Source organism: Vibrio sp. G-C-1, from assembly GCF_021728015.1.
Taxonomy (GTDB): domain Bacteria; phylum Pseudomonadota; class Gammaproteobacteria; order Enterobacterales; family Vibrionaceae; genus Vibrio; species Vibrio splendidus.
In genome coordinates, this window is sequence record NZ_JAKKCR010000004.1 from 325,750 (window position 1) to 351,082 (window position 25,333).

Annotated in this window: 20 protein-coding genes; 7 read left to right on the forward strand and 13 right to left on the reverse strand. The window is 43.1% G+C overall.

The genetic code is table 11. The features are described from left to right. Positions 1 to 113: 113 nt before the first annotated feature. Entirely contained in the window at positions 114 to 581 is a 468-nt protein-coding gene (locus L3V36_RS08695) for an Lrp/AsnC family transcriptional regulator (RefSeq protein ID WP_208775413.1), read from the reverse strand. A 153-nt stretch (positions 582 to 734) separates the two neighbouring features. Between L3V36_RS08695 and L3V36_RS08700 the strand changes: the two genes are divergently transcribed. The 3 genes from L3V36_RS08700 (at position 735) to L3V36_RS08710 (ending at position 5,350) form a co-directional block, all read left to right on the forward strand. Then, positions 735 to 1,700 (forward strand): hypothetical protein, encoded by a 966-nt coding sequence (locus L3V36_RS08700; protein WP_029406437.1) that lies wholly within the window; start codon positions 735 to 737, stop codon positions 1,698 to 1,700. Positions 1,701 to 2,202: 502 nt separating this feature from the next. Next, positions 2,203 to 2,538, forward strand: coding sequence for a hypothetical protein (locus L3V36_RS08705; protein WP_208775412.1), 336 nt, complete (start codon positions 2,203 to 2,205; stop codon positions 2,536 to 2,538). A 55-nt stretch (positions 2,539 to 2,593) separates the two neighbouring features. Beyond that, positions 2,594 to 5,350: an immune inhibitor A domain-containing protein gene (locus tag L3V36_RS08710; RefSeq protein WP_208775410.1), complete on the forward strand. Its 2,757-nt coding sequence runs from the start codon at positions 2,594 to 2,596 to the stop codon at positions 5,348 to 5,350. A gap of 267 nt (positions 5,351 to 5,617) precedes the next feature. Here L3V36_RS08710 and L3V36_RS08715 read toward each other — a convergent pair whose 3' ends face one another. Next, positions 5,618 to 6,793, reverse strand: coding sequence for an MFS transporter (locus L3V36_RS08715; RefSeq protein ID WP_208775408.1), 1,176 nt, complete (start codon positions 6,791 to 6,793; stop codon positions 5,618 to 5,620). A gap of 227 nt (positions 6,794 to 7,020) precedes the next feature. On the opposite strand from L3V36_RS08715, the gene L3V36_RS08720 reads away from it, so the two are divergent. Further along, positions 7,021 to 7,911: a LysR family transcriptional regulator gene (locus L3V36_RS08720; RefSeq protein ID WP_017082005.1), complete on the forward strand. Its 891-nt coding sequence runs from the start codon at positions 7,021 to 7,023 to the stop codon at positions 7,909 to 7,911. A gap of 148 nt (positions 7,912 to 8,059) precedes the next feature. Here the strand turns inward: L3V36_RS08720 and L3V36_RS08725 are convergent, their stop codons facing one another. The 6 genes from L3V36_RS08725 to L3V36_RS08750 all read right to left on the reverse strand — a co-directional run bounded on the left by L3V36_RS08725 (position 8,060) and on the right by L3V36_RS08750 (position 17,995). Further along, on the reverse strand, positions 8,060 to 12,982 hold the full coding sequence (locus L3V36_RS08725) for a transporter substrate-binding domain-containing protein (protein WP_208775407.1): 4,923 nt from the start codon (positions 12,980 to 12,982) through the stop codon (positions 8,060 to 8,062). Continuing rightward, positions 12,975 to 14,000: a two-component system response regulator gene (locus L3V36_RS08730; RefSeq protein WP_017094731.1), complete on the reverse strand. Its 1,026-nt coding sequence runs from the start codon at positions 13,998 to 14,000 to the stop codon at positions 12,975 to 12,977. Before L3V36_RS08730 ends, L3V36_RS08725 begins: the two co-directional genes overlap by 8 nt. Positions 14,001 to 14,289: 289 nt before the next feature. Next, positions 14,290 to 15,054: an ATP-binding cassette domain-containing protein gene (locus L3V36_RS08735; RefSeq protein WP_017094730.1), complete on the reverse strand. Its 765-nt coding sequence runs from the start codon at positions 15,052 to 15,054 to the stop codon at positions 14,290 to 14,292. 12 nt (positions 15,055 to 15,066) lie between these two features. Then, entirely contained in the window at positions 15,067 to 16,017 is a 951-nt protein-coding gene (locus L3V36_RS08740; protein WP_004731594.1) for an iron chelate uptake ABC transporter family permease subunit, read from the reverse strand. Further along, a complete protein-coding gene (locus tag L3V36_RS08745; protein ID WP_017094729.1) occupies positions 16,010 to 16,963 on the reverse strand; it encodes an iron chelate uptake ABC transporter family permease subunit in 954 nt (317 codons plus the stop codon). Before L3V36_RS08745 ends, L3V36_RS08740 begins: the two co-directional genes overlap by 8 nt. A gap of 99 nt (positions 16,964 to 17,062) precedes the next feature. Beyond that, positions 17,063 to 17,995, reverse strand: coding sequence for an ABC transporter substrate-binding protein (locus L3V36_RS08750; protein WP_004731599.1), 933 nt, complete (start codon positions 17,993 to 17,995; stop codon positions 17,063 to 17,065). Positions 17,996 to 18,945: 950 nt separating this feature from the next. Between L3V36_RS08750 and L3V36_RS08755 the strand changes: the two genes are divergently transcribed. After that, a complete protein-coding gene (locus L3V36_RS08755) occupies positions 18,946 to 19,155 on the forward strand; it encodes a hypothetical protein (RefSeq protein ID WP_004731601.1) in 210 nt (69 codons plus the stop codon). A gap of 231 nt (positions 19,156 to 19,386) precedes the next feature. Here L3V36_RS08755 and L3V36_RS08760 read toward each other — a convergent pair whose 3' ends face one another. Continuing rightward, positions 19,387 to 19,980 carry a hypothetical protein gene (locus tag L3V36_RS08760; protein ID WP_017094727.1) on the reverse strand — a complete coding sequence of 198 codons (594 nt, stop codon included), beginning with the start codon at positions 19,978 to 19,980 and terminating at the stop codon, positions 19,387 to 19,389. A gap of 266 nt (positions 19,981 to 20,246) precedes the next feature. Here L3V36_RS08760 and L3V36_RS08765 point away from each other — a divergent pair, with 266 nt between their 5' ends. Both L3V36_RS08765 and L3V36_RS08770 read left to right on the forward strand, forming a co-directional pair. Continuing rightward, positions 20,247 to 20,408, forward strand: coding sequence for a hypothetical protein (locus tag L3V36_RS08765; protein ID WP_162838714.1), 162 nt, complete (start codon positions 20,247 to 20,249; stop codon positions 20,406 to 20,408). A gap of 225 nt (positions 20,409 to 20,633) precedes the next feature. Then, positions 20,634 to 21,173 (forward strand): DUF3332 domain-containing protein, encoded by a 540-nt coding sequence (locus L3V36_RS08770; protein ID WP_029222428.1) that lies wholly within the window; start codon positions 20,634 to 20,636, stop codon positions 21,171 to 21,173. A 145-nt stretch (positions 21,174 to 21,318) separates the two neighbouring features. Here the strand turns inward: L3V36_RS08770 and L3V36_RS08775 are convergent, their stop codons facing one another. Genes L3V36_RS08775 through L3V36_RS08790 form a run of 4 tightly spaced genes read right to left on the reverse strand, consistent with a single transcriptional unit; the run spans position 21,319 to position 25,232 of the window. Continuing rightward, positions 21,319 to 21,978, reverse strand: coding sequence for a potassium channel family protein (locus L3V36_RS08775; RefSeq protein ID WP_004731606.1), 660 nt, complete (start codon positions 21,976 to 21,978; stop codon positions 21,319 to 21,321). After that, on the reverse strand, positions 21,979 to 23,079 hold the full coding sequence (locus tag L3V36_RS08780; protein WP_208775405.1) for an AI-2E family transporter: 1,101 nt from the start codon (positions 23,077 to 23,079) through the stop codon (positions 21,979 to 21,981). It abuts the gene before it with no gap. Between the two features lie 22 nt (positions 23,080 to 23,101). Further along, positions 23,102 to 24,121, reverse strand: coding sequence for a DUF2955 domain-containing protein (locus tag L3V36_RS08785; protein WP_065605454.1), 1,020 nt, complete (start codon positions 24,119 to 24,121; stop codon positions 23,102 to 23,104). Further along, positions 24,111 to 25,232 (reverse strand): HlyD family secretion protein, encoded by a 1,122-nt coding sequence (locus L3V36_RS08790; RefSeq protein WP_208775403.1) that lies wholly within the window; start codon positions 25,230 to 25,232, stop codon positions 24,111 to 24,113. Before L3V36_RS08790 ends, L3V36_RS08785 begins: the two co-directional genes overlap by 11 nt. Positions 25,233 to 25,333 lie beyond the last annotated feature (101 nt).

Below are 25,333 nucleotides of genomic sequence, written 5' to 3' on the forward strand. Positions count from 1 at the left end.
AAAATGTGAACGTCACATTTTATGTAAATGCCTGCTATTTATACAAAAATACGCCTGACACCTCACAAAGCTCAAAGCTTCACGCCTTTTCTTTTCTCTTCTCAAATTCACGGTCATGACTCATCTAAGTTCACTGCAGTGGTAAATTTCACGGTTCTCATTGAAACAGAGGTATGGAACTTGCGAATGTTTAAATCTTTGCGCAGTACTCGTTCAACAAAATCTTCGTAGACTTGAATGTCTTTGACCGTCACAATCAACATGAAGTCAAAACTGCCCGATATCTGATAGCACTGCGTGACCTCTTCTGCCTTTGAAATAGAATGGCGAAAGATTTGGTAAATATCCCCTCGATCACGCTCCATTTCCACGGATACAATCAAAGTCATCTTACTGCCGGTCAGTTCTGGGTTGATGATAGAAACATCACCGACAATCACACCCTCTTCTCTCAGCCGTTTCACTCGCTTTAGGCAAGCCGGAGGCGATAACCCAACCATCTCAGCCAATGTTAGGTTTGGGATTCGGTTGTTCTTCTGCAGTTCAACGAGAATATTTCTATCTATACGATCAATTTCCATAATTTCTCAAAACTCTATTTTTGTGACTGATAATTTCAAATATTACGACAAATAAAAAATTTGAGTCGAATATTGGTGTGGATTTTGAAATAACCATCACAATAATCAAGGTAAGATCTTCTCATTCCAAACAATCGAACCATGGTCGTAACTATGAAATCAATCTATCAATTTTTTAAAGAACTCCTCAGAGAGATTTTCGATGTCACCTCGACTCTTTTCCGAATCATGATTCCAATCATCATCGTGATAAAGGTCGTTGAAGAACTTGGCGGCGTCGTGATTCTGAGCGAATGGCTAAGCCCAATAATGGAAAGCGTCGGATTACCGAAAGAAATGGGCTTGGTATGGGCAACAACGATACTTACTAACATCTATGCGGGACTGATTATTCTTATTAATTCAGATGCTCCCTTAACAGTTGCTCAAGCCTCGGTTTTAGGCAGCATGATGCTACTAGCGCATTCATTACCGATTGAGGGTGCAATAGCTAAAAAGGCAGGCGTGAGTTGGCTGGCTACCCTATCAGTGAGAGTCGGTGGTAGCTTGGTGCTGGCATGGTTACTCAATCTCAGTTATCAATACGGGGATTTGCTCAACTACCCAGCAACCGTGCTTTGGCAGCCTGAAGTATCTGGAGACTCGAGCTATCTTGGATGGGCTATTGAGCAGCTAAAAAGCTTTGCCGTTATCTTCATCGTGATTTCAGCACTATTACTGCTACTCAAGATTTTAAAGATTCTAGGCGTTGAAAAGCTCATGGCAATATTGTTAAGACCCTTCTTGAGACTGCTAGGAATTAGCAAGGACGCAACCAACTTAACGATAATCGGAATCACGCTTGGTCTTTCGTTTGGCGGCGGCTTATTGATCAATGAAGCTAAAAAGGGACATATCTCGGCGAGGGATGTTTTCACCGCAATCATGCTGCTCAATCTACTCCACAGTTTGATTGAAGATACACTTTTGATCATGTTAATTGGGGCTGACTTTTACACCATATTTTGGGGAAGGTTAGTATTCTCAGTGCTGGTTATCGCCTTAATATCAAACGTCATTAAGCGCATGAATCCACGTACTTGTGAACGTTATTTTTATCGTGATGTCTCTCAGTTATAAGTAAATCGCCAACGAGAATAAAAGGAAAAGAGCTCAAATACGGGCTCTTTTTTACGACTTGGTGCTCCTATCACCTCCGCTATTGTTAAATTTCACGCCCTTGAAACACTGAAAATCATTCTCAGCACCCTAATTGTTGATATTTCGAGTGAAAATAATTTCAGCATGAGTATTTACTAATAACTCAATTATTACATGCATTTTTTTAAACATAGATAATAAAACATTTGTTTGATTAATTTTAACTCCACACCTTGTATAAAGCGTTCTGAAGCAGAATAACCATTTACCTAACGATGATATTAAATATTAAAACTATCAGCTATTAATGCGCCCAACCCTACTAAATAACTGACAATAAAATAAATAACACCCCTTATTTGATATTAACTCTTAATGTTGAAACCTGAACGAATAATGATTTGTAATGATTATTCGTTTGATTGGTTAATTTTATAAATATATTTTGTTACATAATCAAAACTGATGGCTTGATATAAAAATGTCACACAAAACAATGGCTTTAATGGTTCTAATTTTTTCCTCACTGTCACAGGCTTCCACTATTGAGAACGACGAACTATTGCTGAAGTCATTGATTGAACGAGGCGTTATCTGTCCTGGCTTAACCTATGAGGGCAATCAAGAAGCTTTGCGTATCTATCTCAACGCTAAAAAAGTAAAGAGTACTCAGTTTTATTCAAAAAATAGAAAAGAGACAACCAATACAAAAGAAATAGAAAGTATAAAAAATATGGAAAGTACGAAACATACAACAAACACACGTCAATTAAATAAGACACCACAAGAGTGTATTAGACCAGACTCGGACAACTGATTCGAATAAGGCAGTTGATACTGATATCGACATGGAAATATAAAAAGGAAATATAATGAAAATGATGAGAAAAACATTGTTGGCTTCAGCAATGCTTACTCTATTTAGCGTCAGTAGTTATGCAAAAACACCTATTGATTTAGGCGTTGTTAATGAAGACAAACTTATTGAAATGCTAGTTAGACAAGGCTTAGTCGACCAAGATGCAACCGATGTGGCAAAACACGACGCACTTGACCGTTACTTAAAAAATAAGATCAATTCAGGTTTTAAAGGCGACGCTCAATTCGGTAAAAAAGCACTTGAGCAACGAGCGAAAATACTCAAAGCCATCGAAAAAGGATCCGGTGTTAAAAAAGCGAGTGTCTTTGCTTTAGAAGTCGGCACCAAGCGTACCGATAAAGTACTCGCTCTGTTGGTCGATTTCCCTGATTTGAACTGGGATAACAACAAGCTGACCGAAGAGCACACGCAAATGCTCTACGAGAGCTACAACCCTGAACATTATCAAGAGTTGTTGTTTTCAAATTCTGGCTACACAGGGCCAAATGGCGAAAACCTAATCTCGATGCGTCAGTATTACCAAAGCGAATCAGGTGATAGTTATAGCGTTGCAGGTCAAGCGGCAGGTTGGTATCGCGCCTCTAAGCCTGCGTCATTCTATGGTGGCAACTCCCCTACCACCGACAACGACTTAAACGCACAGGAACTGGTTCGTGAAGCACTGAATCAATTGGCTCAAGATCCTAGCATCAACTTAGCCGATTACGATATCGAAGATCGTTACGATTACGACGGTGACGGAAACTTCCGTGAACCGGATGGTGTGATTGATCACCTAATGGTATTCCACGCATCTGTTGGCGAAGAAGCCGGTGGTGGCGTATTAGGTCCTGATGCTATCTGGTCTCACCGATTCAACCTTGGTCGCACACATGTGCTTGAAGGTACCTCTAGCTCGCTTCCCGACCGCTTTGGTGGCCAATACGCGGCATTTGATTACACCATTCAACCGATTGATGCCGCAGCTGGTGTCTGTGCTCACGAGTATGGCCATGATTTAGGCTTACCAGACGAGTACGACACGCAATACACAGGCAAGGGTGAACCAGTATCTTACTGGTCAATCATGTCTTCAGGCAGCTGGGCTGGCAAAATTGGTGGCACACAACCAACAGCATTCAGCTCTTGGGCAAAGCACTTCCTACAAAAATCGATTGGTGGTCGCTGGGTTAACGATGATCAAATCTCGATTGATGACCTAGAAGACAACCCACAAGTTTATACGCTGTTCCAAACCACGGATAACAGCCGTCCGAACATGATTAAGGTCGATCTTCCTGAAAAGCAAATCGAAAGTCTGAAACCCTTTGAGGGAGAGTATTCATTCCACTCTCAAAAAGGCGATGATCTGAAAAATAGCATGACTCGCAAGTTGGTGATTCCAGCGGGTGATTCTGCATTGCTTTCGTTCAAAACGTGGTATGAAATTGAGAAAGACTACGACTTCGCTCGCGTGCTAATCAACGGACAAGCAATAGCTGGCAACATCACCTCAATGGATGACCCATACAATACTGGCCTCGTTCCTGCTATTGGCGGCGAATCTGGCGGGTGGATTGACGCTGAGTTTGACGTATCACAATGGGTAGGCCAAGAAGTAGAGCTTTCGTTTGAGTACATCACCGATGGTGGCTTGGCGATGGAAGGCTTCTATTTGGATAACCTCAGTGTGATCGTGGATGGTGAAGTAACCTTAATAGACGATGGAGAAAGCAACTCCACCTTCGCCCTAAATGGCTACAAGCTAAGTAATGGATTCCACCAAGCGCAACACTACTACCTACTGCAATGGCGTAGCCACATGGACGTTGATGAAGGTTTAGCCAACATCAAACGCATGGGCCAACTCATCTCATTCGATCCAGGTTTGATCATTTGGTACGTAGACGAGTCGCTGACTGATAACTGGGTAGGTAAACACCCAGGTGAAGGTTGGTTAGGCGTGGTCGATGCAGACCAAAATGCCATGACTTGGGAAAAATCTGGTGAAGTCGCTCAAACTCGTTATCAAGTTCGTGATGCTGCGTTTTCACTCAAAGATCATACCCCAATGCGTCTTGTGAACAGCGACGATGATGTACTTGAAGATACCAGTTTGGTTGGCAATGCTAGCTTCTCTGACGACCAAGATTACACCTCTCCACAAGCGCCTGATTCAGGACGTATCCTAACGGAGTTTGGCTTAGCCGTTGATATTGTGAATCAGAGTGACAACAACGAATACGGCGTGGTTCGCTTATCGAAAGTAAGCCAACACAACGTCGCCCCTACTGCGAACTTCGAGCTCAATGTTACTGCCCTGAACGTTTCTGCACGTAACTTCAGTTCTGATCAAGACGGTGAGATCGCCAGTTATCTATGGGACTTTGGCAACGGCACAACAAGTAACGAAGTGGCACCAACTTGGTCTTACGAGCAAGCCGGTGAATACACGGTGAACTTGACTGTTGTTGACGACAAAGGCGCTACCGATTCATTTAGCTCCGTAGTGAGTGTTGAATCTCCAAACGCCCTTCCAGAAGCGAGCGCGAAGTACATTCACTTGGGTCGTTGGGTAACCATGTGGTCTACAAGTTCAGACAGCGATGGTCGTATTGTTGATACCGAGTGGACACTTCCAAACGGAAAGGTGAAACGAGGTCGCACATTCACTTCAATCTTCCCTTCATACGGAGAGCACGAGGTGACACTGAAGATAATCGATGACCAAGGTGGGATTACGACTAAGACAATTTTAGTCGACCTGTAGCTCATCTTGGGTCTTAGGTTTTAGGTTTTAGGTCTTAAACGATAGACCATCAAAATAAGTACGCGGCTCTATCACGCGTACTTACAAGCAAGCTTAAGCACTGTTGTCTTCGAGCATGAGCCAAGACAGCAGTTTTAAGGAAACGTTATTATTTAAGCCGTAAGCAAAAGCCCTACCGATTTGGTAGGGCTTTTTATTGGTCGCAGTTCGAGATGCTAAGGTTCTAATCACAGTAACAAATTTACTAAACCGCCATTCTACGAGCCATTACACAGGCTGCTTTTGAATGCGTGATTTACGAGCACTAAATACGAACAGCAAGATAACAGCTAACACGAATGGTAATACGTAGATATTGAGGTTCTGCCACCCTGCTGTCGACTCTAGCCAGCCAGAGAGCATCGCTGTAATAGTCACACAGCCAAAGACAATAAATTCATTAAACGCTTGTGCCTTAGCTTTATTCTGCGATTGGTAAGATTGGCTAAACAAGCCTGTTGCCGCGATGAACATGAAGTTCCAACCCACACCAAGCACAACTAGAGCCGCTCTGAAGTGCCAAATAGATTCGCCATGAATGTTAATCGCGATACTGACGACGAACAGAATCCCGCCCGCCAAGATCATCATTCTTGAGCCAAACCTCTCGATAAGTGATCCGGTAAAAAATGCAGGTACAAACATGCCCAACACGTGCCACTCAATCACGCCAGCAGCTTTCGTAAAGTCAAAACCACAGCCAATCATTGCCAATGGTGTTGCCGTCATCAAAATGTTCATCACGGCGTAAGCAACCATGGCTGCAAAGACCGCACCAATAAAGTTCGGCGCTTTAACGATCACACCTAAAGGATCGGCTTTGGGAGCCTGACTATTAAAAGAGACTTTAGGAAACTGAATGGTTTGTAAGATGAGTAACGCAAGAATGTTCAATCCAATCAAAGAAGCAAAAGCACCAATGTACAAGCCATCTGCTGACCATTGTTGAGACATAATCGCCAAGTTTGGCCCCAATACTGCTGCTAAAACGCCACCAGCCATCGATATAGATATCGCTCGATGACGGGCATTTTCATCACACACCTCGATTGCAGCAAAGCGATAAAGCGTGCCAAAACCTATGCCTATCCCAAGTAAGAACGTGGCGAAACAAAACAGATAGAAATTTTGCTGAGACAGTGCGTAAGTGGCAAGGCTAGCCCCTGTAATGCCAACCACATTACCAATACTAAATCCTCGCTTTCTCCCTAGCTTGCCTGAAATTAGAGACGCAGGAATAGTGGCTGCCATCAAACCCAAAAACTGCAGTGCAACCGGCAAGGTAATCATGCTCACACTGGGCGCAATCTGCTTGCCGATCAAGCCAATCACCGAGATCAGTAATATGTTACCCGTCATCAACAAGGCCTGACACAGTGAGAGCAGCCAAACATTTCTATTCATCTTCGTTCCTAAATATGAGCACAGTTGGTCAATAGACCAAATAATCAACAAAGTCGCAACACTTTGTTACTCATAGCAACTCTACAAAGCGGCCAATAGACGAATATCAATAGTTACCACCATATGACTTTGATTAGCGTTACTTGAGACGCTAGAGTTGAAATTATCATTACTTAAGATAATAATAATTTTCTGTTATTTATAGGCTTTAGCATTTGAAGGTGAGTATGATCAATCCACTTTGGCTCAATACATTTAAGACTCTGGTTGAAGTTGGACATTTCACCCAAACCGCAGAAAAGTTGTACATGACACAACCAGGAGTGAGCCAGCACATCAAGAAGCTTGAACAAGCTTGCAATTGTGACCTGCTTTCTCGGGAAAATAAAAGCTTCGAGCTGACCGAACAGGGTCGGATTATGTATCGCTATGCGCTCAAGCTAGAAAAAGACCAAGAAGATTTATTCGAATCTCTGAGTTTTGATAATCCTTATGCTGGGCAATGTCACCTGTCTTGCTCTGGTTCACTCTCTTTACGTCTGTATCCCAAGCTTCTTGAACTTCAGCAGCAACACCAAGATCTAAGCATTAACTTAGAAGCAGCTCCAAACAAAAAGATATTGAACGACCTAATCCAAGGTACCACCGATATCGGCATTGTTAGGCACTCCCCAAACGACAGTTACTATCAAAGCCAAGTCATTGGTAAAGAAGCACTCTGCCTCATCGTTCACAGCAGTCTGGCTCACTTAGAGATAACGCCACAAGTACTGCACGACATTGGCCTTATTGCGCATCCAGATTCTGCTCACTACCTGTCTTTGTATTTCGATCTGTGTGGAGACAAGGATCTCGCGAACATCAACGTTAATGAAATACCAAGATCTGGCTACATCAATCAGCTTCACCAGATCTTGCTGCCAGTATCGAAAGGGTTAGGCTTTACCGTCTTACCGGCTGGCGCAGTTGAGCACTTCCCAGAAAGAGACAAGTTGCACGTTGTGCCACCCAAAGTAGAGGTTGAGGAAATACTGTATCTGGTTCAAAAACGAAACAGAAAACTGCCGCACCGATACGATACAGTTATCGATCTGATCAAACAAAACGTGAGTGGTTAGAAGCGTTGATTAGTTGATTAGTTGATTAGTTGATTAAATTTAAAGCCTTTAACCCAAAAGGTTAAAGGCTTTAATACTGAAGTGCTTGTTATTCAGACAGTAATAGCGATAAGACAACAACTGTAATATACCGACGAAGCAAAGCGGCTTATTCCAAGGTGTGGAGAACCTCGCACGCTCGCTCGAAGTCATAATTATCTAACGCACGTTGTACATCGTTAAGCGCAGCAGAACTTGGATACTCTGCAAGTAACTCGGCCACGTATTGCGTTGCATCGTTATCATAAGCTTCCAGCAGCGAGAGCAGCTTAGCCCTTTGATCTTCTTTGACCACGGTTCCCATCGCACTCGCTTCACTCATGTATTCTACTTGTGGCTTCACAATCAGGCTTTCCGTTGCTGTAATAAGCTCAACTAACCTCACCTCACCTTCTCTGAGGGCTTGATCATCACACAAACGATTGTGAGCTTGATCTTCTAACTCCCCCATCAAATCAGCAAATCGGAGGCCGCCAATCGACGCTGCCATACTTTTCAAAGTATGCAGGTTTCTTTCAAGCGTAATCCAATCGTCTTGTGCCAAATTATCAAACGCATCAACCATCATACTTGGCGCACTGTTATGGAACTTCCCAACCAGTTTGTTTTGAAGTTCCGCATCATGATGAGTGAGCTGTTCAAATCGTTGCTGAGAAAACACACTGATCACATTAATGCTGTTAGGTTGACTTGTTAGGTCTTCGAGTTGTTCTGCCTGCCCATCTAACGACGCTACCTTCCCTTCTACCATCACCTCCGGCACGATGTATTTGATGATCAAAGAAGTCGCTTTATCGATGATAATCGGCTTGTCTAAGAAGTCCGTTACACCTGCGTCTCTTGCTCTTTGCTTCGCATCAGCAAACACATTGGCGGACATCGCGATAATAGGAACCTGCGAATCAAACTCACGGATCTGACGCGTCGCTTCAAAGCCATCCATTACGGGCATTTGAAGATCCATAAGAATCATTTCATAGTCATTATTTTTGGCTAGTACTACCGCCTCTTTTCCGTTCTCGGCCAAATCAGCATTCAACTTCGATCGCTTTAAAAATGCCAATGCTAGGTCTTGGTTTAATTCATTGTCTTCAACCAGTAATACCTTTTGCCCTTTGAACTCTATGTGATAATCCAGCTTGAGCTCTTGTGATTTAAAGTGCGCCAGTTCTTCTGTATCTGACCTAGGCAAAGTGAGAACGAAAGAGAACTCACTGCCCTTACCTAAAACACTTGCGACTGAAATTTTACTGCCCATGGCTTGCACGAGCTTTTGACTGATATTTAGCCCTAAGCCAGTACCTCCAAACTTTCTCGTGGTAGTACTATCTGCCTGACTGAATGCTTGAAAGAGCTTGTGCCTATTTTCTTCTGAAATGCCTATTCCAGTATCGGAAACAACCACCTTCATACTCACGCTGCGATCATTGGATTCGAGATGAGTAACATTCAAAGTCACGTTCCCATGCGATGTAAATTTGATGGCGTTACCAATCAGGTTAAGAATGACTTGGAATAGTCTTAACGGGTCGCCAATCAACGGAGTATCTAGCTCTGGATCTATCGACATAGACAACTTAAGTTGCTTCTCATCCGCTTTCGATTCCATCAACTCAATGACATCTTGGAATGTCGTCACGGGATCAAATGGGATGCTATCAATGACAAGCTGTCCCGCCTCTATCTTAGAGAAATCGAGGATGTCATTAATAATGCTTAACAGTGAATGCCCCGAACGGTGCACTTTCTCAATATAGTTTCGAGCAACAGGATTAGATATTTCGCCAATGGCCAGATAAGACAAACCAATTATTGCGTTCATTGGCGTTCTAATTTCATGGCTCATATTGGCTAAGAATTCCGATTTAGCTTGGCTCGCCAAGTCGGCTCTCTGTTTCTCTTCTTCCAATTGCTCGTTAAGGCGCTTCATTTCAGATATATCGAATGCCCAAAATAGTGTGGCGACTTCCCCATCAAGCTCAAGCAAGTAGTAACTCACAAGAGCCACAAAACTACTTCCATCAAACTTCCTAAGCACTAATTCTCGGTTTACAACTTTACCTTTGAGGTTGAGCTCTTTGTATAGCGAATCACGATCAGACAGAGAGTTATAAATAGTTTCAACATTTATAGAGTGCAACTCTGTCTGTTCTACTCCAAACAGACGCTTCGCAGTATCATTCGCATAACGAACCTGTTCCTCGACAACCACACTCGCTGCTATTGGTGAAGTGTTCAAAATGTTATAAAGCTGATGTTGTGCTTTGCGAAGCGCTTCTGTCGCGTCATTGGCAATCGCTATTTGCTTTGTGAGTTTTCTATTCCAAAATACGATGATTAAGACGATCACCAACGAAAAAAGTGAAATGGTATAAACCAACTCATAATCAACTTTCTCAATCGATTTTGGCGCAGCCCATTTAGCGGATATTTTTTGGTGATCTTCAGCGGAAATACTGCCAATCGCTTTGTTCACAATAGACAAGAGTAAGGGTTCTGACTTGATGACGTGGAACGTTGGCGACAAAAAGAAATCCAATCGACCAATAATACCAATCCCTCGATAGCCAAATGAATCGATCAAGTAATTGAGGATGTCGACGGTATCAATTATAGCGTCAAGGTCACCAGAATCGACCCGTTCTAAGCCGTCATTGGTTGCAGCTACAAGAGACCAGTTTATATCTGGGTAACTGTCTACGATGGCTTCTGTGTTGGCGCCTCCCTCTAAAATACCGATTTTCCAACCAGCAGCCTCTTCTAAGACAAGGCTATTCACATCTCGCCTAGAGGCAATGGCCAAACGACTAGAAAATAACTGTTTGCCCGCTTTCACGTTTTCGCCAAGTGAACGATTTTCCACAGCAGCGGAGACAAGGTGCACTTGTCTGTGATCCACGAGTCGTCGAGTCTCTTGCCAACTGCCGACATCGACATGTTTCATGCGTAAGCCTGTTTTCTGTTCAATCAGCTTAAGGTAATCATCGATCATCCCGATGTATTCCCCGGAGCCCGACACGGCCTCATAAGGCAAAGAGTTAGGATCAATACCGATTTTCAAAACTGGATTAGACTTTACCCATTGACGTTCATTTTGGTTGAGGTTCAGAAGTTCGCCAGTCAAGTTGTTTGATTGGTAAATATCTGAGATATAGCGCTGTGCTCCTTCTCCAAACGTATTAAATTGTTCAATCGCAGGAAAATAAACATAGTTTCCTTCCACTGAGTCCACATCAAAATAGAACGTCATAAACCCGGCATTACTGCTACCCGTTTGTGTTTTATATCCAGCGCCTTTCGTCACCGATGACAATTTCGAGGTGTTTTTCTTGTCCAATGATAACGTTGATACATCTCCTAGGAACCAAGATTCAAGCGGTCGCTTATTATTATCAGCCAGTGCAGAAATAACCATGAAGGTATTATCTGCATCAAATATGTCAAAAATCTTAGGTAATTCGTCAAAGCGATCATTGACGATAAAGTACGCTGAGATTTGAGCAATAATATCGGCCTTTTTCAGAACCGGAGTCAGGTCGTTCTTAATTTGTCTTCTAAGGATTGGTTCAAACTCACCGTCTTCCCTTTTCAGGTTTGCCAATGCGGCATTAAAACGGTCTCTTAGCTCAGCCCCCCTGAAATCCACGTAGATGGGATAACTGACTTTATAATCTTCATGGAGCTGAATCTCGCGCATTTCAATAAACCGGGTATTGGTGACAAACCAGGTTAATACGCGCCTTTCTACCATCAGGAGATCAACATTTTGAGCTCTCAGTTGGGAAAACGCCGACTCTAAGCTGTCGAGATCATCTATCCGATCAATGCTCAATTGGCTTTCCAAGACTTCTACTGAGTTTTTAATCGGCGATGTTTCATCGAACAGTAAAGCACCCAATGACAAATTTTTTGCCGACTTCAAATCCAGCTTACGCCTCTTTAATGATACTGGGACAAAATCAACATCCATCACCTTGTCACTGACAAAGTGCAATGAAGAGTCATCAAGTTGAACGCCAGAAACAAACGATATTGAGCTATTGTTATCGATGGCTTGCCTAGCAGCACTTCGAGGAAGAGTGACAACGTCACCAAGTCGAAAGCCCATATCATTCAAAGCTCTTTGCATCAGGTCATGCTCTAACCCTACTGACGTACTGTCTGGATACATGTAAGGCGGATTCCCGAACCCAAATACACCTTTCACTGGAGAGCGGTAAGGCGAACCATCTAACCATTTAGATAGAATTCGGTTCTTTTTACTTATATCAAACGTTGCAATCTGTTGATTCAATAAATTAAGTAGCTCATTGTCATTTGAACGAATAACCATGGCTGCTTTGATGTTCTTCCAGCGATCAAGTACATGGTTGACCGCTAAATTCTCGACTCCGCTTTTATGAGCAAGATCCATTGTGGTCACAGGCTCAGCCAGCAAACCATCAACCGAGCCGTCTTCTAATGCGCGAATAGCATCAATGGCCGTATCGAACTCAACTCTCTCAATCGAACTAAGCTGCACGCCAGATCGCTCCAGGTCGATACTATCTCGAACCATGGCAATTCGCCTCTTGCCCTCTTGCTCAATTTTATTGTTGAGGTGATCATCGGTAGGAAGAATGACGGCAATTTGGTACGAGATATAAGGATCAGTTTGAAGGAAACGTCCTCCTTCACTGGGATCAAACTGTTGAAACGGAAACACATCGCCTTTCCCGTCTAACAGGGCTTGCTTTGCTTCAGAGTGAGAGTCCACGCTAATGAAATTAACTTTGACTTTAAATCGCTCTTCAAGATCATTAGCCCAGTCACGAATGATGCCATCAACTTTTCCATCGTCACCGATAAATGAGTAAGGATAATGGCTGGACAGCGCAATGAATGTCACTTCAAGTTTAGTATCTTGCCATCGGTTTGCTTCTTGATCGGGTGCCGTTTCTGCATTCGCGCTTGTCACAAAACTCGCCAAGGCAATGAGCAGAAATAGGGATTTAACGTAACGATTAATCAGCGCAACCCAACGATCACTCATCTCTAAATTTCTCTTTAATTGCTAGAATCTCAGGTAACTTTAGAAAAAACATATCGACGATAGTCGGATCAAAATGCTTGCCTTTCTGTTCTTCAAACAAGCTCAGCGCCTCATCGACACTCCAAGCCTTCTTATAAGGACGCTCTGCTGTCAGGGCATCAAATACGTCAGCAACGGCCGCAATTCGTCCAACCAATGGAATATCTTCGCCGGCTATCTGGTTTGGGTAACCACTGCCATCCCACTTTTCATGATGATACTGCGCGACTTGAATGGCCATACGCATCAGTTTGGAATCGCCCTGCCTACCAAGGATTTCAACACCGAACTCGACGTGTTTCTGCATGGTAGTCCATTCATCGGCATCCAATTTTCCTGGCTTCAGTAACACACAGTCAGGAATGCCAATCTTGCCAATATCATGCATTGGCGCGGCATCACGCAAGGTCTCGGCATCTTCGTCTGTCATACCCAAGGCTTTGGCTAATATCTCGCAATAATGGCTCATGCGCATAACGTGCATGCCCGTCTCGTTATCTTTAAATTCAGCCGCTCTACCCAATATGTTGAGCGTTTCCAGTTTGCCGAGATTGATCTCTTGGGTTTTCTCTTTCACCTGACTAAACAACGCGCGTTGTTGGTCATAAAGAGCAATATGGGTTTTTACACGTTGTAGTGCAATTTCAGGTGTAATTGGCTTCGTTAAATAATCAACAGCACCTAAGGACAAGCCTTTTACTTCGGCTTCAGGGCCAATCTTCGCGGTAACGAATATAATGGGGATATGCGCAGTATTTGGCTGAGCTTTCAATTGACGGCACACTTCGTAGCCATCGATGTCAGGCATCATGATATCAAGGAGAATAAGGTCTGGCTGTGGCACCATCTTCGCTATTTTGATACCGATAGTACCGTTAATCGCGACCTTAACTTGATAGGTATCTTTGAGGATTGCCGTTAACACATCTAAGTTACTTGGGGTGTCATCCACGACTAACACTATAGGTTTACGACTCATTGACACCTCTTATAAAAATCAAACAGTTATAAACATAGTGTAGATGGGTTTTCGTACCTCTCAACATGAAAATGACAAATGATTGTTAAAAATGAAGAGTCGATCTTCGAGTGACATCAAACTAACGGTTTGATCCTCGTCTGATGTCAAAAATACGGCAGAGATTAGCGTATAACACAAGAGGGAATATGCTTTCTTGGACATATGAACCATACGAAAAGAGCTCCTCATATGGGAGCTCTTTTCATTTCAGCAACTAGGGGGTTAAGCAGACTAGAGACCCAGTAATCTAACGACCTGAATAATACATACAGATTCGAACGCCATCGAACTCACGAATCTCAAATGGGATCTCGTAGATCGATTCCATCACTGATTTTTCAACCACTTCCGAAACCTTACCCGACTTAACCACTTGGCCCTTCTTCATCGCCACAATGTTATCTGAGTAACAAGAAGCAAAGTTGATGTCGTGAATCACGATCACCACCGCTTTATTAAACTCATGCGCTAAGCGACGCAGCGTCTGCATGATTTCAACCGAGTGTTTAATATCTAGGTTATTCAGAGGCTCATCTAAGAACACGTAATCTGTATCTTGCGCCACAACCATCGCGATAAACGCCATTTGACGCTGACCGCCACTCAATTCATCAAGGTATTTGTTTTGAATGTCGGTAATGCCAAGGTGCTCTAGCGCTGTATCGACGATCTTATGATCTTCGTCTTTCAAGCGACCCTGTGAATGCGGAAAACGACCAAAACAGACCAACTCACGAATCGTAAATCGCATATTGATGTTGTTTGATTGTCTTAACACGGCAAGGTGCTTGGCTAGCTCTTTGGTATCCCATTCAGCCAGTAATTTATCGCCGATAACGACCTCGCCCGCATCACTTTCGGTTAAGCGACTCGCCATAGAAAGCAGTGTACTTTTACCCGCACCATTTGGGCCAATGATAGAAGTCACTTCTCCTTTTGGGAACATAGCACTGGCATCATCAACCACGAGTGACTTGCCATACTTCTTAGTTAAACCTGTTAATTTAATCACTACTTACTACCTTTACTGAATTCTGGTGCGTAACAACAAGAACATAAAATACAAACCACCGACCAAGTTAATGATCACACTCACTGTGGTTTCAAACGCCATTACTTTTTCTATAAACCACTGGCCTGAAACCAATAGAACGACCGCTAACAAACTGCTTGCGATGATAAGCACACGATGTTGATAAGATTTGAATATCTGACGAGCTAAGCTCACGGTGATTAAACCAAAGAACAGCACTGGGCCAACCAAAGCAGTTGATACCGCGACCATCACTGACACAATCACCAAGGTAATTTGAGTCAGTCGCTTGGTATTCACCCCTAAGCTTGTTGCGTTATCGACACCAAGCCAAAGCACATCAAGCTTAGGCGCTAACAACCACAGGCCAAGCAAGCTCAAACCTAATGGAATAAGGCTGAGGTAAACCAGTTCGCCTTTCACGTTATTGAAGCTTGCGAACATCACATTCTGCAGCACCGCGAATTCATTGGGATCAATCAACATCGCAAGGAAGTTCGCTAAGCTCGAGAATACGCTGCCACACACGATGCCTATTAAAAGCAGTGTGAAAACGTTATTTCGCTTGCTCTTAAAGTAGAAATGGAACAAAGCAAACGAGAACAAGATCATCACAGTTACAGACATCGAAAAGTTTGCGATTGAATCAATCACCCAGAAACTGGTACTGCCAAACACAAACAGAAGTACCGTTTGAACCAGCATATACAAGCTATCAAAGCCCAAGATGGATGGGGTTAGAATTCGATTATTAGTAATGGTTTGGAACACCAATGACGATGCAGAAATCGCCACCGCCGCCAACACAATTGACAGTAGTTTAGGTAGTCGCAGAGACAAGAAGAACTCATAGTTATCCCACGTAAGTCCCTGCCCCACAAATACTGCCGCCATACACAAAGACGCGATGGCCAGAATCGCAATTTTTACTGAATCACGCATTCGACTTGTCTCTCATGATTAGGTAGATAAAAATCAAGCCACCAAAGATGCTGATTACCATCGAGATTGGAATCTCATAAGGGAAGATGACGATTCGAGCTAACAAGTCACAAACCAATACCAAAATCACGCCCCAATAGGCTGTCCAAGGCAGAATCTTCTTCATGTTATCGCCCATCATCAGCGACACGATATTCGGCACGATAAGGCCAAGGAATGGGATAACACCGACGATCATCACTACAGAAGAAGCACAGATAGCGACCAATGCAACACCAATGAAGACGATCTTCTGGTAATTCAAGCCGATGTTTTTCGCAAAGCTCTCGCCAATACTCGCCGCACTGAACTGACTCGCGAAGTAGTAAGCCAACACACAAGCAGGCACTGCGAGGTAAAGAATTTCATAGCTGCCTTGCAACACACTCGCAAAGTTCGCCATTGTCCATGCCGACATGGTTTGTACTAAGTCGTACTTATAAGCAATAAAAGTTGTTAGAGACGAAACAACGTTGCCATACATAATGCCAATCAAAGGCACCAACACCGCATTCTTGAACTTCAGGTGTTGTAGAAAACGAACCAATAGCATGGTTCCGAAAACCGCAAACGCGAAGATAAAGCCTAAGTAGCTCCATTGCGCAGCATTGCCTAGCACTAGAATGCCGACTATGTAGCCCAACATCGCACAGTCAATGGTGCCCATAGTCGAAGGTGCGGCAAACTTGTTCTGCACGATCTGTTGCATGATCAAGCCAGCGACACTCAAGCCCGCACCGGCAAGCACAATCGCGAACAGTCGAGGGATTCGACTAACAACATAAATAGAGTTGGCGTGTTGGTTGCCATTGAAGAAGTCGCTAAAACTGATCTCAGCGACTCCAATCATCAATGACATAACGCATAACACAACAAGAAATACAGCAGCGGCAATGGGTTTCAACATAGAAATAATACTAAAGGTAGGGCTCTTTGAGTCCGTATGAAAAGTGAAAAAGGGCTTATAAGAACGTTCTTATAAGCCCGAAAATCTGATGACTAATAACTATTGAATCGTACGTTCAATGTCACCTAACATTCGGTGAATCGCTGTCACACCGCCACCAGCCAGATACCAAGCGCTTGAATCAAGGTAAACGATGTTGCCTTGCTGCGCTGCAGGTGTCGCCGCCACTAATGGGTTATCAAACAACTGTTGTGCGCGACCTTCTGATTTGCCAATCGCTTTTTCGCGGTCAAGAACGTAAAGCACTTCAGGTTTTGCGTCAGCAATGTATTCGAACGAGATTAGATTGCCGTGAGTCCCTTTAATTGGAGCCACTGTCGCACTCTTTGACTCCTCGAAGCCAAAATCATCAAAAATGATCGAGAAGCGACTGCCCTTATTGAACATCGCAATGTTGTTGCCGTTGTTCATCAGCATCATTGCAGACGTTTCGTCAGACGCGACTTTGTCGTTTACCGCCGTGATCGACGCTTGAGTCTCTTTGATGATCGCTTCTACTTCAGCTTGCTTACCAAAGATGTCACCTAGCGCGCGCCAGTTTTGCTGAGCATCAGCCCAGTATTTATCACCTTCAATAGAGAACATGACCGTTGGAGCGATTTGTGCCAGCTTGTCGTAAACCTTAAGCATGCGGTTTTCCGCGATAATGATGTCAGGCTTCAACATGTAGATAGCTTCAAAATCAGGTTCACTCAATGATCCTGTATTTGCTGTCGTTTCTTTGTACGAAGCTAGGTAATCGGGCAGCAAGCTATGAGGCGCACCAACTGGCTGTACACCAATTTGATCAAGCACATCCAAGCTACCAAAGCCAAGTACCACAACGCGCTGTGGTACTTCAGTAAACTGCGCCGTGCCCTTTACGTGTTCAATGGTCACGGTTTTCGCTTGAGCGGTCATCAGTAATGATGATGCAAGAACGATGGCAAGCCCGCTTAACAACTGGCGAACTGAATTGATTGTTTTCTTCATGTTTCTTCCTTTGCCATTGATACTAACCACCACTCATGACAATGAAAGTCACATTACTCATAGGCGAGTATGGGGCATACACAACGGCTAAATAACGATAATTTAAAGTCTGTCATTGCTTTGATAACAGACCCGTAACGCAAGTGAGAACTATTATCAATTATATTTGCGTTAAACTGGCGACACAACAACTTTATTATTCAGAAATGTAAAAGTGAGTATTCATATTTTGCGTAGTCAGGAGAGATACTAGGGATCAGAAATAACAAAAAGACGCGAAGAGGAAAATGATCATCAATCTGAAGAATAAACTGATGGGGAAAAGTGCTCGAAAACCCTGTAATTACAACGCTAAACTCCAGAATCACAACGCTAAATCTCAGAGTCATTAATTGAAATTTACAATGTAAAGATTATATATAACAGAGACTTAATCATCACTAAATTAGCTGAACAAATAAAACCACTAATGACAAAGAACACAAAGCGGTGCAAAGCCAAACATCGGTCAGGTATCATGGTGAATTATCGGTCCTTCGCTCATTTAACTCTCAACAAGCGACGGCAAATCAATCAAAAATATTTTTAAATTTAATTAAAAATAGAGTTGCAATTCAAAAAACTAGGCGTATAGTGCGCCACTTGGCTCTAATCTATAGAGCTGTTAATGCTAAAGTAAGTCCAAGTTCCTCAAAGACAGTTCTCGATTTCCTCGTTACACCATCTCTGCGTCAGCTTTCACCTAGATAGTCATTCAATAGCTTTTAAATTCGATCCTCACTACCGATCTATCGTCATTCGCTCTTTTGCTAGCGAAGTCAAAATAGATCGATCACTTAAATATAAATGTAATAAACACAAGGCACAGTTATGTCACGCAGAACAACACGACAAACCCATTGGTACCAACTATCACGCGACAAATCAGTCAATAAACTAAAAGGTAATAAATGCTCAAGATTAAAATAGACTTACACAAAGAAGAAATTTCATGGGTCACAGAGATTCGACAGCTCAATAGCGATATACTCCACCGCCACATATTGCCCAAGCTACAACATCACAGTTATCTCATCGATTTTGAATTTAATGAACGAGAAAGCATCGGAACTATTGTTTCAGGCAACGGAAACACCCTAGGACATTTCACACTCCTATAGCATTTCCCATAGGCTACAAAAAGAAACACCGTTTAGTCCCAAAGATGTAAAAGATGTCACCCTCAATTCGCTCTAGCAGAACAAAATAGAGTAGAAGTAAAACAAAACAGAAACCTAGCCCTTTTTGCATTTCACACGCGGCTAACGCTAGCTAGGTTATCGTACTTCTATTGAAACCAACTTATATCAAACTCTGAATCACCAATGAGTCATTATCAGTGCATTCATGGACTAATAAGTTAACGGTATCGACCTTAACTTCTGATCAAGAGTATATAAGTGTTCTGCAGCTTGCATGTGTTGAGGGTAATCACTGAATTTCTCACGATTCTCCTCATTCATCTTACATGTCTCATCCACTAGCATTAATTTCCAATACAGCTTTGTTGTATGCAGCATCGCCAGTAAAGGTTTGAATACCTCTTTTTCATAAGCTTGAATCAATTCTTCAATCAACTCATCACGTTCGTCTTCACTTGCGATTGAACCATTGGTTGCCGACAACACTTTTTGATACTTCAGATTTTGTTGCAGCTTATCCATAACCGTTTGGTTTTGTTCCGCTAACTCAACAAGTTTCGACTTAATGATATTTACCCAATTGGCTTGGCTCAGTACCGCGTCATCAACACTGGTAAAGTCTTCTCGTATCTGTCGCTCCACGTCTTTTTGAGCTTTCTTTAAAACGGCGCGCACCTTTTGAAAAGGCAGCTGATATTCCTTACTTAGATCGATAATCAGTTTATGAAAACCACCATTTGGAAGGTGTAAGTTTTCCTTAAACGTCGCCATTGCAGCTTCTTGCTGATCGGTAAGGTGAGTCATTCTGTTTCCTATTCTTTATCACTTATGGTGCTGAGCCCGCGATCATACCACTATACAACCTCATTTTTTCGGTAACTTGATCAGTTACACCTAGCTATGCCGTTAAATTCTCTCAACCCTTTCTCTTTTGGCTAGTTATTAATCCATATGGCATGAAATGGTAAATCTCTCTCTGCGAAAGTTCGTACATTACGTGCTCAGGGTATATCGCCAGACAGGAGTCATTACTTACATATGAAAGACAACCGCGAGAAATGAGAAACCATATGACCTATTCAGAATACAAAGAATCCGATCTGCATAAGTGCGTTAGCGTTGGTGCAGAAGCAACGGTATCAATCGCCAAGTTTACCGTTAAAGCCACTACCCTTTTATTTCGATTTTTCCGCTGGCTTGTCGTATCGGCCTATTCATATGTGATGAAGTAATTCTGTATTGGAGTCGTTGTTTTCATTACGACTTATCCAAATACTCAAAAGCGCGCCCTATTAGGTCGCGCTTTTTTTGTGCCTAGTTTCATACCTAGCTTTATGCCAAAAGTCCGAGTGCATTTTATATCGTCAGTGGCGTTAAATGGTAAAACTATGAATCGAATAAAAACCATACTACACCTGTTCCAACAAAACAGACTTCTAACTTATACAGGTACTAAAATGAAAAAGATTGCACTTAAAATTGTAGGACTAACGGTTTTGGCTTCTGCGCTAACTGGTTGTATCGGCAGCAACGCCGTAACAGGGAAAGTGATGAAATTTAACGTTGAAGTTGTCGATAACCGCTATGCTCGTGCAGGTGTAAACTTCTTATTAGCGCCTGTGTACGGTATTACAACCGCAGCCGACTATGTCGTATTCAACTCACTTGAATTTTGGACAGGCAAAAACCCAATCAGTGGCTCGCCACACGTATTTGATACAAAAACAGATACACACTTCGAAGTGAACGACGACCTAGACCCAAGCCTGAAAGAAGCACCTGTGGGGCCAATTTCAAACAATCGCACCATTGAAACGGGTGAGATGATTAAGATTGACGAAAACACGGTTCAAATGGACATCGTCTATACCTCTGGTGAAACGGCAACTCTGACAGGTATCAAAGAGGGTCAAAACGTTAGCTATTACATGGATGGTCAGCTTGTGTCACAAACGACCATCGCTGAATTAGAGAAGATACAAGGCACTGAAGCTTAAGGTTTGTAGCTCACACTAAGGCATAAGATTCGTAGCCCATAGGGAGTTCAATCTCAAAGCTAGGTTTGACTTTAAAAAGCGTAAAACAGAACAAGCCCGGCAATTGCCGGGCTTGTTTGTATATGATCTATTATTTGTATCCGCTCTATTGGGATTGAGACTGTGTAAGCCGAATACTCACCAAACTTGCCACCATTATGGCCAAGTAAAAACTGCCGATAATGGATTCCATAAACACAAAGAACTGAGCAATAGGTAATGCCGGTGATATGTCACCATAACCAACCGTAGTCAACGTGATAAAGCTAAAGTACATCGCATTAAACAAATTGGTTAGCCAGATTTGCTCTTCTAACCCATTAAAGGCGTTGGGAAATATTTCTAAAATCAACAAGTAGATGGTCGACCAAGCGAACCCCAACAACAAGTAAATACAGATTGACCCAATAATGTGATTGGGCGTCACCGTTTTGGCTTTCATCACCTGTTTCAACGCCGAGTAAATGTGTGAAAACAAGAACACAGCCAACGCTGATAGCGTCACTATCGACAGGTTATAGCCTTCCAAAAACGAAAACACACCAGACACTAGCGCCGTAATCAATAACAGCCCATACCAAGAGCGATACAAGGCTCGCTCTTTATGGATACCAACAATTGAACTCGCTAGCGTAATGATGATGAGAAATAGGATTGTTTTTTGGCCTTGCGGATAAAACTGCTGCATCACCGCGCAACCAAAAAACAACACCAACAGTGCATAGAATAAGAAGTAGAAGTTGTCGTCTTTAGAGACTGGCTTCATCTATTTTTCCTCTGCCTCTGCTGGTTTTTTCTCAGTTTCTTGTTGGTTTTTCTCTTCAAGCCCAAGCCACGCCATCATCAGCTCATAGCTTAAACTCAGTATCACAGCACCAACAAACAGACCAACGATGCCTGACATCGCCATTCCGCCCAACGCACCAAGCAAAATCACCAACATTGGAATGTGAGACCCTCGGCTCAGTAGTACTGGCTTCAAGATAGCGTCACTGCCGCTCACCAAAATACACCACACTAAGAACAAGCTCGCCGCCAGTGTCGATTCAACACTGAACATGTAAATAATGGCAGGTAACAAAGCAAGAATCGGCGGCAACTGAATAATAGCGACCAGTAACACCGCTAGCGCCCACAATGCCGCGGCTGGAACACCCGCGATGACCAAACCAATTGCCGACATGATAGATTGAATCACAGCAACACCAATCACACCTTGCACAACGCTGCGCACAGTCGATTTAGATAACTGCACGAGCTCTACGCCTTTGCCATCCGTTAAACGAACCACTAAGTGAGTCACACCGGTTTTGCATTTATCGGCGTTACTCATGAACGCACCTGCAATGATGGTTGAGATAATAAATTGGACAAAACCACCGCCCAATGAACCTAAGATCGATGCCATTTTAGAAGCAAATATCTTAAGTTCGTCTGCATACGTGATAAACACGCCCTCTATATTCGAAGAAGCATGGACCAAGGCGGCATAGACTCTTTCGCCAACTAATGGGATATCTTGCAAGGACTCTTTGGGTTTCGGCAGAGACAAGGTTCCGTCCTGTAGCCCTGTCATTAGGTCCGAAGCACTGGTGTAAATACCGGAAGAGAGCGCAACTAAAGGAATGAGCAGTAACAGGACTCCGATAAAGCTCAGTAATGCGCTGGCTTTTCCTTTCGACATTCCCGTCTTATTTGAAATCGCGACAGCAACTGGATAGAGCGCAGTCGCAATGATCGCCCCCCAAATAACCAACAGAATAAATGGGCGCAAAATCGAGAAACACCAATACACGAGCATGGCAATCGCTGCGATCTTGATGGCAGCGTCTATCGCCTGTTTTGAAAAATCATCGGTTAACTTCATGAGACGTCCTTGTAAGACATAATTAAGGCTGATTTTGCAGGAACTTCCAATTCCGAGTTTCTAGGAATAAAGAAGCCAAAATCATATATATACCAATTAACACTAATTGGAATATGCGTATAAGAGTGTTGCTATCGATGTCGCCTGAGCTCATCAAAGTGCTACCGACAAGTACTAACAACGTACTAAATGCAGTGGCGAAAATCGGCGCTTTTTCGGGAACCGTGTAGATCTTCTTGGCGATCACAATAGCGACCAAGCCTATGAATAAAGAGTAGAAGATAATATTAGGAACAATCGAAAGGATTGAAAAAGCCGCTATCGCGAGCAATCCCCCGATACCGTTACTTATCACTAGAAAAGCACTCAACTTTATCGACTTCTCTGACGTAATCATCAACGATAACAGCGCAATGAACATCATTGTCAATAAAGCTTCAGATATTTGAAAGATAAAGAAAAAACATACCACTGGATAGGAGATAATCATCGCCCTAAAGGCTGCATACCAACGCTGTTTCTTTTCGAGTGGCGCCGCAGCGAAGCCTGAGAACTCCGATTTAGGCTCAGGGAAAAACACATGCACTAACGCAAAAAGCATCACTGAAACCACACCAGAGGTCGCCAAGCCAGATGCCAGCATTACCGAAACGCCAGGGTTATCAATCGCCATGAATGGCAACATCAAGACAGCAATCAACAATATGGTGGCGAAAAGGTTCCATTTAGGGTCGACAAACAAGTAGTACCCCCAAAGCATCATTAGCCCCACTAAAATCAGCAATGGGATCGGGTAATGGGTAATCCCTCGCGACAGCAATAAACCTAACCCCATCGTCACCACAACGGCCAAGAGCAATTCGTAGACCGTTTCCTTATGGAGATTTGATTTATCAATTAAGAACTTAGCAGTGAACACTGGCGCCACAAACGCAAGTGGCCAGTTTATCCACGCCGCCAAGAAAACAGCCAACGTAACCCCGACAGTAAATCGCAGGATACGTTGCTGTGTTTGTTGGTCAGGAATCGGCTTATCGGACATAAGACAATACGCTAATCAGACGAATCCATACTTTGCCTATCGCGTTGAACACAAAGTTATCGCCGCTATAAACAATCACATCCGCTTGGCCACCCACTCGGAGCATGCCTGTCACTTCTTCATTATCAAATTCAATGGTGATAGGAAGCATCTGTGTTTGGCGCAACCAACCCGTTTGTTGGCTAGCTTGCGCAAGCTTACCTGCTTGATCATTTTGCCCCCAATCAACACCCCAATCGATGCTACTTACGCGCCCTTTTACCACTTTGCCCGGTGCGAAATCCAATGCCACTTCAACTTCATCACCGACCGTTACATTACCTAGGCTGTTCTCTCGATAATAAGCTTCAATCCAAATATCTTCGGTTGAAACAAAGGTCATGATTGCTTGCCCTGCCGATGCATAAAAACCTTCAGACAGGCTAAAGTTAGAAACACCACCTTGTGTCGGCGCGGTTATCACGGTGCGCTCTAGGTTCAATTGAGCTTGTTCAAGTGCCAGCAACGCCGCTTTCACTTGGCTATTTTCTTGGCCTTCTTTGCCCATTTGTTGCTTCGCACCTTCAAGATCAGCCTCTGCATTCACAACAGCTGCTCGAGAGGTCGCTAATGCTGCTCGCGCTTTATCTGCATCTGATTTAGAAACCACACCTTTGTCTGCCATCTCTAAAACACGCTTGGCTTGCAGTTTGGTGTTTTGTCTTTCAACAATCGCTGAAGTGAGTTTCGCTTGAGCTGAAGCAATGCTCGCGGTTTGAGCACCGACATTTTGGCCTGCAATCTCTAAATTTTGCTCGGCTTGTTGTACTGCAATTTTGTAATCAGACTCATCTAAAATGGCTAACTTGTCGCCTTGATTAACCAGTTGGTTAGGTTGAACCAGTATATCGAGTACTTTACCCGACACCTCTGGCTTGATTGGAACGATATAACCTTTTACACGAGCATTATCAGTAATAGGGATGATTCGGTCTGAAATGACACTGAAGATCAACATGAATGCAACAAACAACAATAGGTAGTTTGTGACCTTTCTTACTTTGTCTTTTCCATTTTCTTGCTGGCCAACTTCTTCATTGGCTTCTTGCTTATTCCCTTTGACTTCTGACATGGGACTCCCTTATAGATAACTAACATCAACAAAATTAATACTTTAAAAATAAACCCAGCGATGGAAAACTCAAGTAAATAGGGTTAGATTTAATAAACAAA